This is a genomic window from Candidatus Nealsonbacteria bacterium (assembly GCA_019923605.1).
GTDB lineage: Bacteria > Patescibacteriota > Minisyncoccia > Minisyncoccales > CSSED10-335 > JAHXGM01.
On record JAHXGM010000016.1, the window covers coordinates 1 to 15,001 of the forward strand.

The window sequence follows — 15,001 nt, forward strand, 5'->3', positions numbered from 1 at the left end:
GTGATACTCGGTTTTATGCTTCAACATCATCCAAACAACATTTAGATGGGGCAAGTCTTCCTAAAGATATAATATAATTCTTTTCTGTTTCAGTTTTAGAATTACCAGTATTCGGTATTCACTTCCTGTAATAGTTGAAATTAGTTGAACATTCCAATATCGACTAAGAAGTAATTTAATTAAGAGTAGTAACCGACGTATACCAATAACGCAGGTAATTCTTGCCCCTAACCCATAACATTAACGGAAGGACACCTTATCCAGTGGGAGCGCTTAAAGCTTTATTATTTTTAGACCGATAAATGAAAAGGAATAAGATAAGTAAGGTTTTTTCCATAATTGAGGTCACATTAGCGGGAACCTTTTTTAGAACAAAAAACCGCTTCGGTTGAAGCGGTTTTTAAAGTCATTACTATCTTGCGAGTTTAAGTATCATTCTGTGTTCTTCAGGCTCTAGGGAGACAATCTCAAAGCCATATTCTTTTTCGGGGAGCAATTCTTCAGACATCTTTTCAATAGTTCCAAATTCTGAAACATGGCATAGGCCTTGGATTTTACCACTTTCTAGGTCTTTGCTTGATATTAGTTGAATAAATGCTCCAAATGGATTTATTTTACTAACTTTTCCCTTAACAATATCTCCGATCTTATATTTATCTTTTATTTTATCCCAAGGATTATTCCTCAATGATTTAAGGGATAAAAAGACTCTGTCATTTGATATCTCAATTATTTGTGCGTTAACCTTATCTCCTTCCTTTACTACTTCTGAAGGACTTTTAATTATTTGCCAAGCCATTTCAGATATATGTATTAATCCATCGACACCATCTCCGAATGAAATAAATGCTCCAAAGTCAGCAATTCCAGTAATTTCTCCTTCGACTATATCTCCGGCCTGATATTCCTTAAGAAGCTCTTTAGTTTTTTCCATTTCTTTTATCTTTTCAGAAAGGATTAGTTTCTCATCCTTCTTGGAGAAGTCTAGAATCTTAACATCCATTTCTTTACCAATAAATTTTTGAAGTTCTTGTAATATCTTAGATGTATTACCACCTTCTACTTTAGGATAATTTTTTGATGATAACTGTGATACTGGGAGAAATGCCGGTATATTCATTAGTTTTGCTAGCAAACCTCCTTTATTGGCTCCAACAACTTTAACTTTAATGATATCTTCATTATCCTTTTTTTCCTTGAGTGTGTCCCATGCAAGTTCTAAGCCGGCATCATTAGCTGAAAGCTCAATGTAACCATCATCATTCTCAAGAGAAACTATTTTAGCCATTACCTTGTCTCCGTTTTTTACTCGTCTTAGAAGGTCTTTAGCAATCTGGTATTCTTTTCCAAAAATAACACCAGGACTGAAAGCTCCCAAGTCAATATAAAGGGCGGAACGTCCCTTGCCAACGACAATCCCTTCTACTATATCACCAGCTTTAAATCTTTTGCTGGGGCTGTATTTTTCTAGTAATTCCTTCATATTTTTATAATATCTGGATTCTATATCAAACATTGAATTTTTGCAAGGGATATGGTAATATCAGAAAATGAAGTTGTTTTTTAATGATTAATTTATATGAATATTACTTGGCACGGACAATCTTTCTTTCGTATCACTACTCAAAAAGATAAGAATACGGTAGATGTAGTTATAGATCCCTATAACAAAGAGAGCGGGCTTACTCCTCCAAAGGTTAGGGTAGATATTTTAATAGTTAGCGATAATAAGCTTGATCAGAAATCGTTTCCTAATATTGAGGGAAGTCCTTTTTTGATTTCTTTTCCTGGAGAATATGAAGTAAAAGATGTTTTTGTTCAGGGGCTGACCGAAGACCATAAAACAACTTTTTACTTTATTGAGGCAGAGGGAATAAGGATTTGCCATCTTGGTAAATTCTCTCAAAAAGAAATGAGCCCTGATCAATTAGAATCATTGGGGGACGTTGATATTCTTTTTCTTCCAATCGGAGGGGGCGATACCATTGAAGCTAAAGACGCAGCTAAAATTGTTGCTCAAATTGAACCCAAAATAGTGATACCAATGAATTACAAAATTCCAGGGCTCAAGGATAAATTAGAAGGCCTTGATGAGTTTTTAAAAATAATGGGAATAGAAACAAAAGAAGAACTAGCTAAGTTGAGCATTAAACAAAAAGATCTTTCTTTTGAAGAAAAGAAGCCAGAAATAGTTATTCTTAGTCCTAAAAATTGATCAAAATAAGTAAATTTTTTGAAAATGAAAAAACCCTCAGATAAAAATAACCTAGATTTTCAGAACAAAATCGGGCAGATAAAGACAATGGACATTACTGAAGAATTGCAGAAGAGCTATATTGATTATGCAATGTCGGTCATAGTTTCAAGGGCACTTCCTGATGTAAGGGACGGGCTAAAGCCTGTCCAAAGGCGAATACTTTATGCGATGCATGAAGACGGATTAAAACATACGGCTAAATTTCGTAAATCAGCTAACGTTATAGGTTCTGTCTTGGGAAGATACCATCCTCATGGGGATGTCGCTGTTTACGAGGCGATGGTAAGAATGACTCAGGACTTTTCTTTTCGTTATCCTCTTGTTCAAGGACAGGGTAATATGGGATCAATTGATGGTGACGGAGCTGCGGCATATCGTTACACCGAAGCTCGGCTTTCTAAAATTGGAGAAGAGTTATTAAGGGATATTGAAAAAAATACGGTTGAATTTTCAGATAATTATGATGGATCACAAAGAGAACCTACCGTTTTACCCGCTCCCTTTCCTGAACTTCTTTTAAATGGAACATTGGGTATTGCTGTAGGAATGGCTACTTCTATACCACCTCATAATCTCACTGAGGTTATTGATGCAACAGTTCATCTTATTCATAATCCAGAAGCTACAACAGAAGACCTTTTTGAATTTATTAAGGGACCGGACTTTCCTACCAGAGGTCAAATATATGACCAAAAAGAAATCATAACGGCTTATTCCCAGGGCAGGGGTCCAATAGTCATAAGAGGAAAAGCGGATATTGTTGAGTCAGAAAAATCAAAACAAAGGCAGATATTAATTACAGAGATACCTTATCAGGTGAACAAATCATCTCTTGTTGAGCAATTCGCAAAATTAGTATCAGAAAAGAAAATAGAAGGAATAAAAGATATAAGAGATGAGTCTGACAGAGAAGGATTAAGAATTGCGATTGATCTTAAGGGAGAAGCGCAACCTAAAAAAATTATCAATCGTCTTTATAAATTCTCTAACCTTCAAAAAACTTTTCATCTCAATATGCTTGCTCTGGTTGATGGTATTCAACCTAAAATTCTTAGTCTAGCAGAGGTTTTAAGTCATTACCTTATTCATCGCAAAGATGTAATTTATCGACGAACTAAATTTGAATTAGACAAAGCAAAGGAAAGAACACATATCTTAGAAGGGTTAGTAAAAGCTTTAGTTAATATAGATAGGTGTATAAAAATCATCAAAGAATCAAAGAGCAAGGATGAAGCGGCTCAAAACTTAATGAAGGCTTTCAAGCTTAGTCAAATACAGGCTAACGCAATTCTAGAAATAAGGCTTCATCAATTAGCAAAACTTGAAAGACAAAGAATTGAAGATGAGTTGGCAAAGAAATTGAAAGAAATAAAAGAACTAGAGGCAATCTTAAAGAGTCCGAAGAGAATGAACTCAATTATTGAAAAAGAATTACTAGAAGTTAAGAAGAATTTTGGAGACGAGAGAAAGACTAAGGTTTATCTTCAGAAGCTTGAGGAAATTGCAGAAGAAGACCTTATACCACTTGAAGACACTATCATTACCCTTACTAGTGGAGGATATATTAAAAGGATAAATCCATCTACATACAAGATACAAAAACGGGGCGGAAGAGGTATTTTAGGAATGAAGACCGTTCAAGATGATTTAGTAGAACATTTTATTGAAGCAAAGACCCATGATTCACTACTTTTCTTTACTGATTCCGGTAAGGTTTTCAGGATTCTGGCCTATGAGATTCCAGAAGGCACAAGAGTTGCCAGGGGAAGGGGTATATTTAATTTCTTAGAAATATCTTCTCAAGAGAAAGTTCTTTCAATTATTCCTCTTCAAAAAGAAGACGTTGAGAAGAATATTAAATATCTAGTAATGGGAACAAGAGATGGAGTTATAAAGAAGACGCCGATTGACGACTTCAAGAACATTCGTCGTTCTGGACTAATCGCCATTAACTTAAGAAAGAATGATCTTTTGAGAAAGGTTTGCAAAACAACCGGAGAAGATGATATAATAATGGTTACCAACAAGGGTCAATCAATAAGGTTTAAAGAAAAAGATGTAAGAGAGATGGGAAGGACTGCGGCCGGAGTAAAGGGAATTGCTCTTAAAAAGGACGACAAAGTGTTAGGTATGGATGTTGTTCGGAAAGAAGATGAATCAAAAGGATTCTTACTAGTTGTTACAAACAAAGGTTTTGGGAAGAAGACATTGCTTAAAGAATATCGAACCCAACAAAGAGGTGGCTCGGGTATTAAGGCACTAAATGTTACTTCCAAGATAGGAGATCTTTCTGTGTCAAAGGTGTTGTCCGGAGAAGAGGAAGAGTTGATGGTAATTTCTCAAAAAGGTCACATCATTAAGAGTAAGATATCTTTAATACCTAAGTTATCGCGGACAACTCAGGGAGTAAGGCTTATGAAGCTTGCAGATAAAGATATGGTTGCTTCTGCGATATGTAGCTAAATATTATTGACATTAATCAAAAAAAATAAGAAAATATATTATGAAGCGATGGGTTTTATTCATTATATTATTAGTAATTTTTTTAGTAATAGGTGGAAGCATTGATGCGACGACATTTAGAAACCCCATAAAGGCTGCAAACTTCACACAATTGCTAAACTTATTGATTAATTTTCTTTGGGTTCTTTCCCTTGCTTTATTGCCTCTTGCTATTATGATGTCAGCCTTTTACTTTCTAACAGGAGGAGGGAATGATAAGCAAATTACCGCTGCCAAAAATATATTACTCTATGCATTTATGGGTTTCATTATAATAACTGCGGCAAGAGGTCTAATTCCTAAGATTATCGGAGTTTTAACGACATAAAGAGATTATTTCCAAATTAAAAAGGTCGGATTTAAAATAAATAAAAAGAAAATATGAAAAAAATAATAATTTTAACCTTAATATTTCTAATGTTTGCAGTCCCGATGCTAGCCCTTGGAGCACCTGCTCCAGCAGGCGCTCCAGACACCCGAGTCGATGCTCCCAATCTTACAACAACAGAAATTATTAATAGAGTTGTCAACTTGATTTGGTGGGTTATTATCGCCGGAGCGGCTTTAGCAATAATTATAGCAGCAGTTTTGTTCTTGACATCTGCCGGTGATGGTGAGAAGATAGAGAAAGCTCGAGGTTATGTGTTAGGCGCGATATTAGCAATCGTTGTTGGTGCCGCTGCAAGAGGATTAGCAAAATTTGTTACATAAGGAATTTATTTTTTGCCCTCGATTCTTTTTGAGGAAAAGGGGGCTTTCCTTTGGGCAGGTGGTGGAATTGGCAGACACGTTAGTTTTAGGAGCTAATGCCGCAAGGTGTGTGGGTTCGAGTCCCACCCTGCCCACTAATGATATTTCTTGAAAAAGAAAAAAACACGCCACAAAGCGTGTTTTTCCTTTTAAGACACCTTATTTCTCTTTTATTTCTATTGAACTCTTTGGTTCTCTAATTATTCTTGGAATTCTTATGGTCAATATTCCTTCTTTCATAGCTGCATTTATTCTTGATGGATCAATTTCATCGGTGATGATAATCTTTCTTGAAAAATCCCCCCAATAACATTCTTGAAAAAAATAGTTCCTATTTTTATCTTCAGAAGGATTTTTACGATGCCCTTTTATTGTTAATAGATCATTCTCAACGGAAATATCTAATTCTTCGGACTTAATACCAGCTACAGCGGCTTGAATAACCATCTCTGTATCTGTTTGGTACACATCAATGGCAAGCTCTCCTTCTGGATCAGGCCACTTTTTATCGCTGATAGAATGAGATTTCCATTCAGTTTCTTTTTTGTTTTTATCTTCTGGTTTCATCATTTTCTAATTTACAAATACTTGGCATACTCCTGAGCTTTGAAAAGCACAGAAACACGACAAGGAAAAGTGTTATTAAGATTGCTGGCGCTAAAGACAAGAACCATTCGTTAGTTTCTGACATTATTATAGAAGAGTTATACAATCCGTGCAAGAGCATGGCTATTACCAGTCCTTTTACGATTAATATTTTTCTTTTTTTATCATTTAATATTGATATGGCGATATAATAACCCATAATTCCCGAAACTAGAGCATGAAGAAATGTTCCGCTCATAAATCGAATAAGGCTGCCAATTACAGCATCATTTATGGAAAGAGAGTTATCTATTAGCATTGGGGTCGAAACAGACACTGCAGCTAGAAATTCTTTTATAGGGAAAAGAAAGAGGATGTTCTCAAGAGCAGCAAATCCCATGGCAGCGGTTATTGCATATATCATAATGTCTACCGGCTCGTCACATTCAGGACTATTAAGAACGGAATACTTTACAACCATATATTTCACAAATTCTTCAGTAACAGCCGCAATAAATACTACCTGTATTAGCATTATGGCAAATAGGGGTATGTCCATTTCTCTTAGTATGTAGCTAGTGATAATTCCGATTAATAAGACTGGAAACGTTGAAATCATGCCATGAATAAAAACTTTCAGTATAGTTTTATTTGGTTCGGGGCGGACATCTTCTTTTAAAAAGAAAAGAAGCCATACGATACTGGGCAAGAAAGATAATATGGCGAAATATAAGAAGATCATTTATTTGATTTAGTCGGCCAATTATCAATCATTAATAATTCTTTTTTCTTTTTCAACGGCAAGTCTTTGTATATTTCTTCGGTTACAAAGGGAGCAAACGGGTGAAGTAACCTTAGTATATTCCCAAAGGTTTCCACTAGTACATATTGTCTTGATTTTTTTGTCTTTTTATCTTGAAGTACTAGTTTAGATTTTTCAAGTATTTTATCTGCAAAGTTATGCCAAGTATAGTGATAGATTGTTTCGGCTGCATGAGAAAACATATAATCCTCCATGTATTTGGTTACTTTTTCAGAAACCAAGCCAAAGTCACTTAATATCTTTTTATCTTCCTTGGTTAGAATTATTTTACCAGAGGGTTTGTAATCTTGGACATTAAAAGAAATAAATCTAAAAATATTCCAAGTTTTGTTTATAAAATTACGATACCCCTTAATCTTTTCTTCAGACACTATTACATCCCTTCCAGGCATATTACCAATGGTTAACGTAAATCTTAACGCATCGGCGCCATAATTATCAACCATAACTATTGGGTCCACTCCGTTACCTTTTGATTTAGACATTTTTTGTCGATGCTTATCCCTAACTAGTCCGTGAAAGTAAATTTTTTTAAAGGGAACATCTCCGGTAACATACAGGCCAAGCATTACCATCCTTATTACCCAGAAAGGAAGAATATCATAACCAGTTTCCATTACTGATGTGGGATAGAATTCTTTAAAGTCTTTGTGGTCAGGATATTTAAGGGTTGCAAATGGCCATTGCCCTGATGAGAACCAAGTATCAAATACATCCGGATCTTGAACTAAATTTTTACTACCACAATGCTCACATTTGGATGGCTTCTTTCCATCTGTGATCGTCCAAGACTCTTTCTCTTTGGTTGAACAATCATCACATTTCCAGGCCGGTATATTAATACCCCACCAATTTTGACGCGAGATATTCCAATCTCTTAAATTTCTTAACCAGTGTGAGTAAACTTTTTCATAGTTTCTTGGAATGATAGAAATACGTCCATCTTTAACAACTTTAATTGCTTGCTTGGCAAGCGGCTTTGTATCAATAAACCATTGCTTTTTAAGAACTGGCTCAATGTTTTGCTTGCATTTATAACAGATTGCGGCAGTGTGAGTGTAGTTTTCATCCACCTTCTTTATTAACCCCTCTTTCTTCATATCTTCAACCACCTTTTCCCTTGCTTCCATCACCTTTAGTCCTTGATAGGGGCCGGCCTTGTCAGTCATTCTTCCGTTCTCGTCAACAACTTGAATTGGGCCGGGTATTTCTTTTTTATGTCTTTGCCAAATTTCAAAATCATTGAAGTCATGAGCTGGCGTAACCTTTACTGCTCCTGTTCCAAATTTAGGGTCAACGAATTCATCGGCGATTACTTTTATTGTGCGTTCTCCTAAAAGAGTTTTTACTTTTAATTCTTTTCCAATATATTTTAAATATCTTTTATCGGTTGGATGTACCGCAATTGCAGTATCTCCAAACTTAGTTTCTGGCCTTACGGTGGCTAAAGTAATCGGGCCGTAGATTATATAGTATAGGGGAGCCTTTCTTTCTTCGTGATCTACTTCAAGTTCTGAGAAGGCTGTTTTATGTTTAGTGCAATAATTAACCATTCGTTCGCCCCTATAAACAAGGCCTTCATCAGCCATCCTTTTGAATGTCTTATAGGTCGTATCAATAATGTGTTTATCAAGGGTAAAGGTATCTCTTGACCAATCGCAAGATGCACCCAATTTTTTCATTTGAACCTTTACTGCTTTTCGGTTTTCTTGAGTATAATCCCAAACATTTTTATAGAATTCATCTCTAGACATATCAAAACGAGATCTTCCTTGCTTTTCAAGCTTCTTTTCATAAACAACTTGAGTTTCAAATCCTGCATGATCAACCCCCGGAAGCCATAAAGTTTTTTTATTCTGCATTCGATTGTATCTAGTCATTATGTCTTCGAGTGTAACGAACACAGCATGGCCTAAATGGAGAGGGTCATTTGAATTTGGCGGTGGCATCATAATTGAAAATGCCTCTTTCCTTTTCCCGGGAAGATTATCGGGATTTAAAAATCCACTTTTTTCCCACTGAGCGTATATCTTTGATTCTTTCTCTTCGGGTTCGTAATTTTTTGGTATTTCTTTCATATTTTTAAATTTGAATTTGCTTTTATTTCTTTTAATTTATATTTTTTTGAATTCTTCTTTTTAAGATAACCAACTACAGCCACCATTAACGCATTATCCATTTGAGACCCAGCGGGCGGAAAAAATATCTTAGTTTTAGGGTCTTTTTTTTCAATAAATTGTTTTTGTAGTTCCTTATTAGAAGTTACTCCTCCACCAAGAATAATACTTTTAGCTTTAAAGTTATTCACTGCCCTCAATGTTTTTTCTATTAGTATATCTATAATCGCCTGTTGAATTTCATATGACATTGCTCTAATGTATTCTTCTGATGGATCAAAAACAGATCGGTGATGATAGAGTACAGCGGTTTTTAATCCAGAGAAACTAAAGTCATAGTTTTTTGTTTTTGTCATTGGTCGGGGGAGGGATATTTCTATTCCACCTCTATGTTCTGCGGCTTTCTGGGCTATTTCCGGTCCGCCCGGATATTCCATTCCCAGTATCCGAGCAGTTTTATCAAAGCATTCTCCAGCGGCGTCATCCCTAGTTTCTCCAATGATCTTATAATCTCCAATACCTTTAATTAAAACTAGCTGGGTATGGCCACCTGAAACAATAAGGCCAATTCCGGGGAATATGTCTTTGTCAGAATTAATTTTTAAGACATTGTTGTCTAGAGAGAAAAAAGAAATAGTCAGGTGAGCTTCAATATGATTTATTGGAATAATTGGTATTTCCCAGTAAGAGGAAAGAGCTTTAGTAAAATTAATCCCTGTCCAGAGAGATGGCTCAAGTCCCGGCCCGCTAGTAACGGCAATGAGATTAAGGTCTGGCTTTTCGTACTCGCTCAAGAATTCTATTAGTTCATTCGTTAGTGATTCTTCTCTTTGTAATATTTCTTCGAGCGGTTTTCTGTCTATAACCTCTTTAGACTTTTTCTTTTTAAGAAGTTTTGATTTTCCCAGTGACTCTTTAAGTACCGAGGTTAGATTTTTTTGATGTTCTCTTCTGGCTAAGCTTGGATAAACTCCGCCCCATTCTTTATGGACCTCTATTTGAGAAGAGATGATGTCAGAAAGAATCAGGAATTCAATATCTTTTTCATCCTTTAATTCTATTACAGAAGCACAGGTATCATCGCAAGAAGTTTCTATACCAAGTATTTTCATGAGGTTATTTTAGCTTTAATCTTGTTTTTTTTCAATTTTTAGGCTAGACTTTTTTTGTCCGGCCCCATCGTCTAACGGTTAGGACACCAGGTTTTCAACCTGGCAATCGGGGTTCGATTCCCCGTGGGGTCACCAAATTAGAAATCTCGCTCGAACATTCGATATGGTCCGAGCTGTTATTGGAAGATCTTAGTATTATTATGGCGGATAAATATTTTTAATCTAATCGCTTAAATATCGCTGGAATTAACAATAATTATGTTGCAATAGAAACTTGAAACCAAGAATGAAAGATATTAAATTTCTTTGGAGAGAAAATTATATAGACTACCTGTGGGCAACAGAGACAACAGGTAGGCACTATTTTATAGATAGTGGTTATTTCATATATACAGATGGAGTCTTAGCTGCATATGCCACAAAAGAAGAAATAAAAAAGTCTAAGGTAGATACTAAGCATCTCATAGATAATCCAGAAAAAATATTAGATATTAAAAATAATTTTGATGAAATTAAATTAACAATAGATGCATATCATAAAATATTTTCTGATTTAAATTTGTCTAAATTATCGAATAAGGAAATATACGATATCTATATACAAATAATAGGTCTGTACGGAAAATTTATAGAAGCATATAAATTTACTGAACCCCATATGGTCGACCATGTCGAAAATAAAGTCAAAAGAATAGTTGAAGGGGCTGGTTCAAGTAAAAATACCAATATTATACTCTCAGAAATTTTATCAAATAGAAGCTCTTTGAGTAAATACGGCCTAGAGAATTATAGGAATGTTTTTAATCTCGTTACTAGTGTTGCTAAAGTAAGATTTGATGCAAAAACAATAACTAGCGAGCTCTTAGAAGATACAGAGCGACTTTTAGCAGAAACTTCGCTTAGAACCTTTTATGCCGTCAATCAAGTGTCTAATATGTCTCTAAAAGAATTAAGATCATTATTAGTAGATAGTAAAAATGTTGATATTAAAAAAATAAATACAAGAATTAAAAAGTTTGGCATAGTGGTAACTGTTAAGGGTAAAAAAGCTGGGATAACTGATATGACTTACAAGAAGATAAGAAGTATAGAGAAAATAGATAAAGAGAATAATGGAAGAATTACTGGTGATAGTGTTTATCCCGGAAAAGTAATTGGCATAGTCAGGTTAGTTCCTAAAATTTTTTCGCAAAAAGAATATAATGAATTTATTAGTACCCTAAAAAAGGGAGATATTATAGTTGCTCCGATGACATCCCCTGGTTTAACTCCAGGCTTTTCCAAGGTATCAGGCGTTATTACAGATGAGGGCGGTCTGATGTCACATGCAGCACTTGTGAGTCGAGAAAAGAAGGTGCCCTGTGTGGTGGGCACTAAAAATGCCACACAAATTTTAAAAGAAGGCACAAAGATTGAATTAGATGCAAATGAGGGCGTAATTAAGGTTAGGCAATATCATGAAAATACATAATATAACATCTTATAAGAAAATATTAAACATAGAAATCGTCGGGGGGAAATGTCTGCCTATTTTTGAAATGGGTAAAAATAATATTCCCATACCAATTAGTTATTCCATAGGATATGATTTCTTTGAAAAACATCTGAAAGATATAAATTTTTGGAATAAAATAGATATCAATTCTTTGGAATCAAATAATAAAAATTTAGGAAAGGAATTAGAGTTTGCGAGGAAAATTATTTTGCAATCAAATTTAGACATCCATTTTCTTAATCAGTTAATTGAGATTAAGGATAAATCAGATTTCTGGGCAGTTAGATCTTCTGCTAATATAGAGGATGCAAAAAATAAATCTTGGGCCGGAGTTTTCGAGAGCTATGTAGGCGTTAAAAAAAGTAGCTTAGAGGAATATATTAAGAAAGTCTGGGTCTCAATTTTTTCTGAACGAGTAATTAATTATATTAGTAATCCCAAAGATATTAAAAATATTAAAATGGCTATCTTGCTACAGAAAGCAATAAATGCCGATGTCTCCGGAGTTTGCTTTACAAGAGATCCTTTTAGTAATGGATTAGATCAGATGATAATAGAAGCTGTTCATGGCATGGGTGAATATTTAGTGCAAGGTGAAGTTATTCCGGATCGTTATATAGTAGATAAAGAGGGCGGGTTAATACTAGAGGTTAATTTTAATAAACAATATAATAAATTAAAATTTTCTGGAAAAGGTGAACTAGAGAAGGTGAAGAATGAAAAAAGAGCGCAACAAAAACTCGAAGGCAAGGAAATCATTGAGTTATATGAAATTTCTAAAAAAATAGAGGGAATGTATAATAGCCCCAGAGACATCGAATGGTGTTATTCGAATGGATATTTTTATATACTACAATCTAGGCCCATAACAAGCTAGGTTTTTCTATGATGATTATGATTTAATCCGATAATTCTTGATAACATAATCGCCAGCATGACAATCGATAGGTATTATAAGATAAAAGAGGTATTTAGACAGCACCTCTTTTTATTCCAAATGTATTTTTTCTCTAAACAGTTGAACCTTTGATTTCAATACTGGATATTTTCTTAATTGAAGGTCTTTTTCTAAGATCATTCGGGCGGCATTTTTTGTTTCTTGAACTAGGGAAAGGTTGGTTAGGGAGGTCATTACTATGTCTGGAACGCCCCATTGTTTGTTTCCCATAAAATCTCCAGGACCTCTTAATTCTAAATCTTTTTCTGCTAGAGCAAATCCATCTTCACAAGAAAGAAGGGCTTTAAGCCTGTTTCTGGTTTTTTCAGCAAAGGATTCGGGGAAAAGGAAGCAGTATGATTGAGAGTCTCCTCGTCCAACTCGTCCTCTAAATTGATGCAATTGAGCCAGTCCAAATCTTTCTGCTCCTTCGATAATCATAACGCCAGCATTAGGAACATCAATTCCAACTTCAATAACTGAAGTTGAAACAAGGATGTCTGTTTTTTTGTTTCTAAAATCTTTCATGGTCTTTTCCTTTTCTTTAACGGTCATCTTGCCATGCATTAATCCTATTTTAAATTCAGGGAAAATCTTTTGAGATATCATTTCATATTCCTCTTTAACCGCTTTAACTTTTGACCACTTGGAATTTTCATCTTCAGAAGGATCTATTCTTGGGCAGATGATAAATACTTGATAGCCTTTATTCAGTTCTTTTCTAATAAATTCATAGGTCTCAACTCTTTCGTTGGGGGAGACTATTTTGGTAATTATTTTTTTCCTGCCCTTAGGCATCTCATCTATTATCGATAAATCTAGATCACTATAAATACTTAATGTCAGAGTTCGTGGTATTGGGGTTGCAGTCATTGAGAGAAGATGAGGAATTCTTACCTCTTGTCCGGCTTTTCGAGCTACTAGTTCAGATCTTTGTTTTACTCCAAAACGATGTTGTTCATCTAATATCACTAAAGAAAGGTTTTTAAACTTAACAGTTCCTTGAATCAATGCATGCGTTCCGATTAAAAGATCAATCTCTCCTTCTTTTACCTTTTTTAATAACTTAGAACGAGATACCTCAATCGTGTCATTCTTTAATTTCTTGGAATAGAATTTATCTTCTTTTCCAGTAAGAAGGCCAATATTTAAATTAAACTTATTTAAAACTTTGAATATTCCATGGAAATGTTGTTTGGCCAGCACTTCGGTTGGTGCCATTAAGGCGACTTGAGTTCTTCCCTTAACAGCATTAAGGATTCCTATCGCAGCAACAATGGTTTTTCCTGAACCGACATCGCCCTCAAGCAATCTATTCATCGGATAGTTTCTCTCCATATCTTTAATGATTTGCCAGGCCGATTTTCTTTGAGCGTCAGTAAGTTTAAAAGAAAGAGAGGATGTCATTTTTTTGATAACATCAATATTTGCCGGTATTGAAATGGCCTTTTCTTGAGACATTTTTATCTTCTCCATTAAGATGGATACTTGGATTAGAAATATTTGTTCAAATGATATTCTTCTTTTGGCTTCGTGAACCTTCTTTTTAGATTCGGGGAAGTGGGCTTGATAAAGAGCTTCTTCTGCACCTAGAAGTTTAAACTCTTTGATTATTTCATCTGGTAATATCTCAGGTATCGTACCCCGGTTTTTATTTAAAAGGTTTTTCATTACAAACCGCATCCACTTAGAAGTAATGCCTCGTGTTTCTGGGTAGATGGGAATGATTCTTCCGGTATGAATATTTTCTTTACCGGGGTCAAACTTTTCGAAGGAAGGATTAGACAAAAAGATCTTATTTCCCTTTATTGTAACTTTACCTGAAAAAAAGAATTCTTCACCCTCAGGGATGTTTTTGAGCAAGTATGATTGATTGATCCAGACGGCATTAATTTTTGAAGTTCCATCTTCAATAATCGCCTCAGTCAAAGCAATCTTTTTTTTAAAGATTTTAGTATTCTCTATTTTCACAACTTTGCCCCTTACAGTACAAACATCTCCTTCTTTCACTCTTGAAATTGAAGTTATCTTTGATAAGTCTTCGTATTTATTAGGAAGATGATAGAGAAAATCATGAACCGTTTTAATGCCCAGTTTTCCTAGTTTTTTTTGGTAGAATTCACCAATATATGGAATTTCTTTGACCGGAGTCTGAAGGTTCATAAATACAGAAATAGTGCTCCCGACAGGAATCGAACCTGTATCAAGGGATCCGCAATCCCTCATTTTATCCGTTAAACTACGGGAGCTTTATGTTTTATGTTTAACACAAAAAGAAAAACTTTTCCATTAACATTGAAAAAGGGCAAGAAATGCAGTATGCTTTTATTGAATGGAGAGGTGACTGAGTGGCCGAAAGTGGCACACTGCTAATGTGTTAGAGGGTAAAACCTCTCGAGGGTTCGAATCCCTCCCTCTCCGCC

Annotated in this window: 12 protein-coding genes and 4 tRNA genes; 9 read left to right on the top strand and 7 right to left on the bottom strand. The window is 35.0% G+C overall.

The window, feature by feature from the left end:
- Positions 1-412 precede the first annotated feature (412 nt).
- Positions 413-1,483 (bottom strand): S1 RNA-binding domain-containing protein, encoded by a 1,071-nt coding sequence (locus KY054_02720; protein ID MBZ1356660.1) that lies wholly within the window; start codon positions 1,481-1,483, stop codon positions 413-415.
- 96 nt (positions 1,484-1,579) lie between these two features.
- On the opposite strand from KY054_02720, the gene KY054_02725 reads away from it, so the two are divergent.
- The 5 genes from KY054_02725 to KY054_02745 all read left to right on the top strand — a co-directional run bounded on the left by KY054_02725 (position 1,580) and on the right by KY054_02745 (position 5,604).
- Entirely contained in the window at positions 1,580-2,215 is a 636-nt protein-coding gene (locus KY054_02725; protein ID MBZ1356661.1) for an MBL fold metallo-hydrolase, read from the top strand.
- Between the two features lie 24 nt (positions 2,216-2,239).
- Positions 2,240-4,720, top strand: a complete 2,481-nt coding sequence (gyrA, locus tag KY054_02730) for a DNA gyrase subunit A (GenBank protein MBZ1356662.1) — start codon at positions 2,240-2,242, stop codon at positions 4,718-4,720.
- Positions 4,721-4,760: 40 nt separating this feature from the next.
- Complete coding sequence (locus KY054_02735) at positions 4,761-5,087, top strand: hypothetical protein (GenBank protein ID MBZ1356663.1); 327 nt, start codon at positions 4,761-4,763, stop codon at positions 5,085-5,087.
- A 53-nt stretch (positions 5,088-5,140) separates the two neighbouring features.
- Entirely contained in the window at positions 5,141-5,470 is a 330-nt protein-coding gene (locus KY054_02740) for a hypothetical protein (GenBank protein ID MBZ1356664.1), read from the top strand.
- Between the two features lie 52 nt (positions 5,471-5,522).
- Positions 5,523-5,604 (top strand) — tRNA-Leu (locus KY054_02745).
- A gap of 64 nt (positions 5,605-5,668) precedes the next feature.
- On the opposite strand, the gene KY054_02750 is transcribed toward KY054_02745, so the two are convergent.
- Genes KY054_02750 through tsaD form a run of 4 tightly spaced genes read right to left on the bottom strand, consistent with a single transcriptional unit; the run spans position 5,669 to position 10,146 of the window.
- Positions 5,669-6,076, bottom strand: a complete 408-nt coding sequence (locus tag KY054_02750; protein ID MBZ1356665.1) for an Hsp20/alpha crystallin family protein — start codon at positions 6,074-6,076, stop codon at positions 5,669-5,671.
- Positions 6,060-6,836 (bottom strand): PrsW family intramembrane metalloprotease, encoded by a 777-nt coding sequence (locus KY054_02755; protein ID MBZ1356666.1) that lies wholly within the window; start codon positions 6,834-6,836, stop codon positions 6,060-6,062. The genes KY054_02750 and KY054_02755 overlap by 17 nt, the downstream gene beginning before the upstream one ends.
- Positions 6,833-8,995, bottom strand: coding sequence for a valine--tRNA ligase (locus tag KY054_02760; GenBank protein ID MBZ1356667.1), 2,163 nt, complete (start codon positions 8,993-8,995; stop codon positions 6,833-6,835). Before KY054_02760 ends, KY054_02755 begins: the two co-directional genes overlap by 4 nt.
- Positions 8,992-10,146 (bottom strand): tRNA (adenosine(37)-N6)-threonylcarbamoyltransferase complex transferase subunit TsaD, encoded by a 1,155-nt coding sequence (gene tsaD, locus KY054_02765; GenBank protein MBZ1356668.1) that lies wholly within the window; start codon positions 10,144-10,146, stop codon positions 8,992-8,994. Before tsaD ends, KY054_02760 begins: the two co-directional genes overlap by 4 nt.
- 60 nt (positions 10,147-10,206) lie before the next feature.
- Here tsaD and KY054_02770 point away from each other — a divergent pair.
- From KY054_02770 to KY054_02780, 3 genes are all read left to right on the top strand, one after another.
- A tRNA-Glu gene (locus KY054_02770) sits at positions 10,207-10,281 on the top strand.
- A 151-nt stretch (positions 10,282-10,432) separates the two neighbouring features.
- The gene (locus KY054_02775; protein ID MBZ1356669.1) at positions 10,433-11,617 is read left to right on the top strand and encodes a hypothetical protein; all 1,185 of its coding nucleotides are present in this window, start codon (positions 10,433-10,435) and stop codon (positions 11,615-11,617) included.
- A complete protein-coding gene (locus KY054_02780; protein ID MBZ1356670.1) occupies positions 11,604-12,518 on the top strand; it encodes a PEP/pyruvate-binding domain-containing protein in 915 nt (304 codons plus the stop codon). Before KY054_02775 ends, KY054_02780 begins: the two co-directional genes overlap by 14 nt.
- A 111-nt stretch (positions 12,519-12,629) precedes the next feature.
- Here the strand turns inward: KY054_02780 and recG are convergent, their stop codons facing one another.
- Entirely contained in the window at positions 12,630-14,741 is a 2,112-nt protein-coding gene (gene recG, locus KY054_02785; protein ID MBZ1356671.1) for an ATP-dependent DNA helicase RecG, read from the bottom strand.
- Between the two features lie 14 nt (positions 14,742-14,755).
- Positions 14,756-14,827, bottom strand: a tRNA-Arg gene (locus KY054_02790).
- An 85-nt stretch (positions 14,828-14,912) separates the two neighbouring features.
- On the opposite strand from KY054_02790, the gene KY054_02795 reads away from it, so the two are divergent.
- Positions 14,913-14,999 (top strand) — tRNA-Ser (locus KY054_02795).
- The last annotated feature ends 2 nt before the right edge of the window (positions 15,000-15,001 follow it).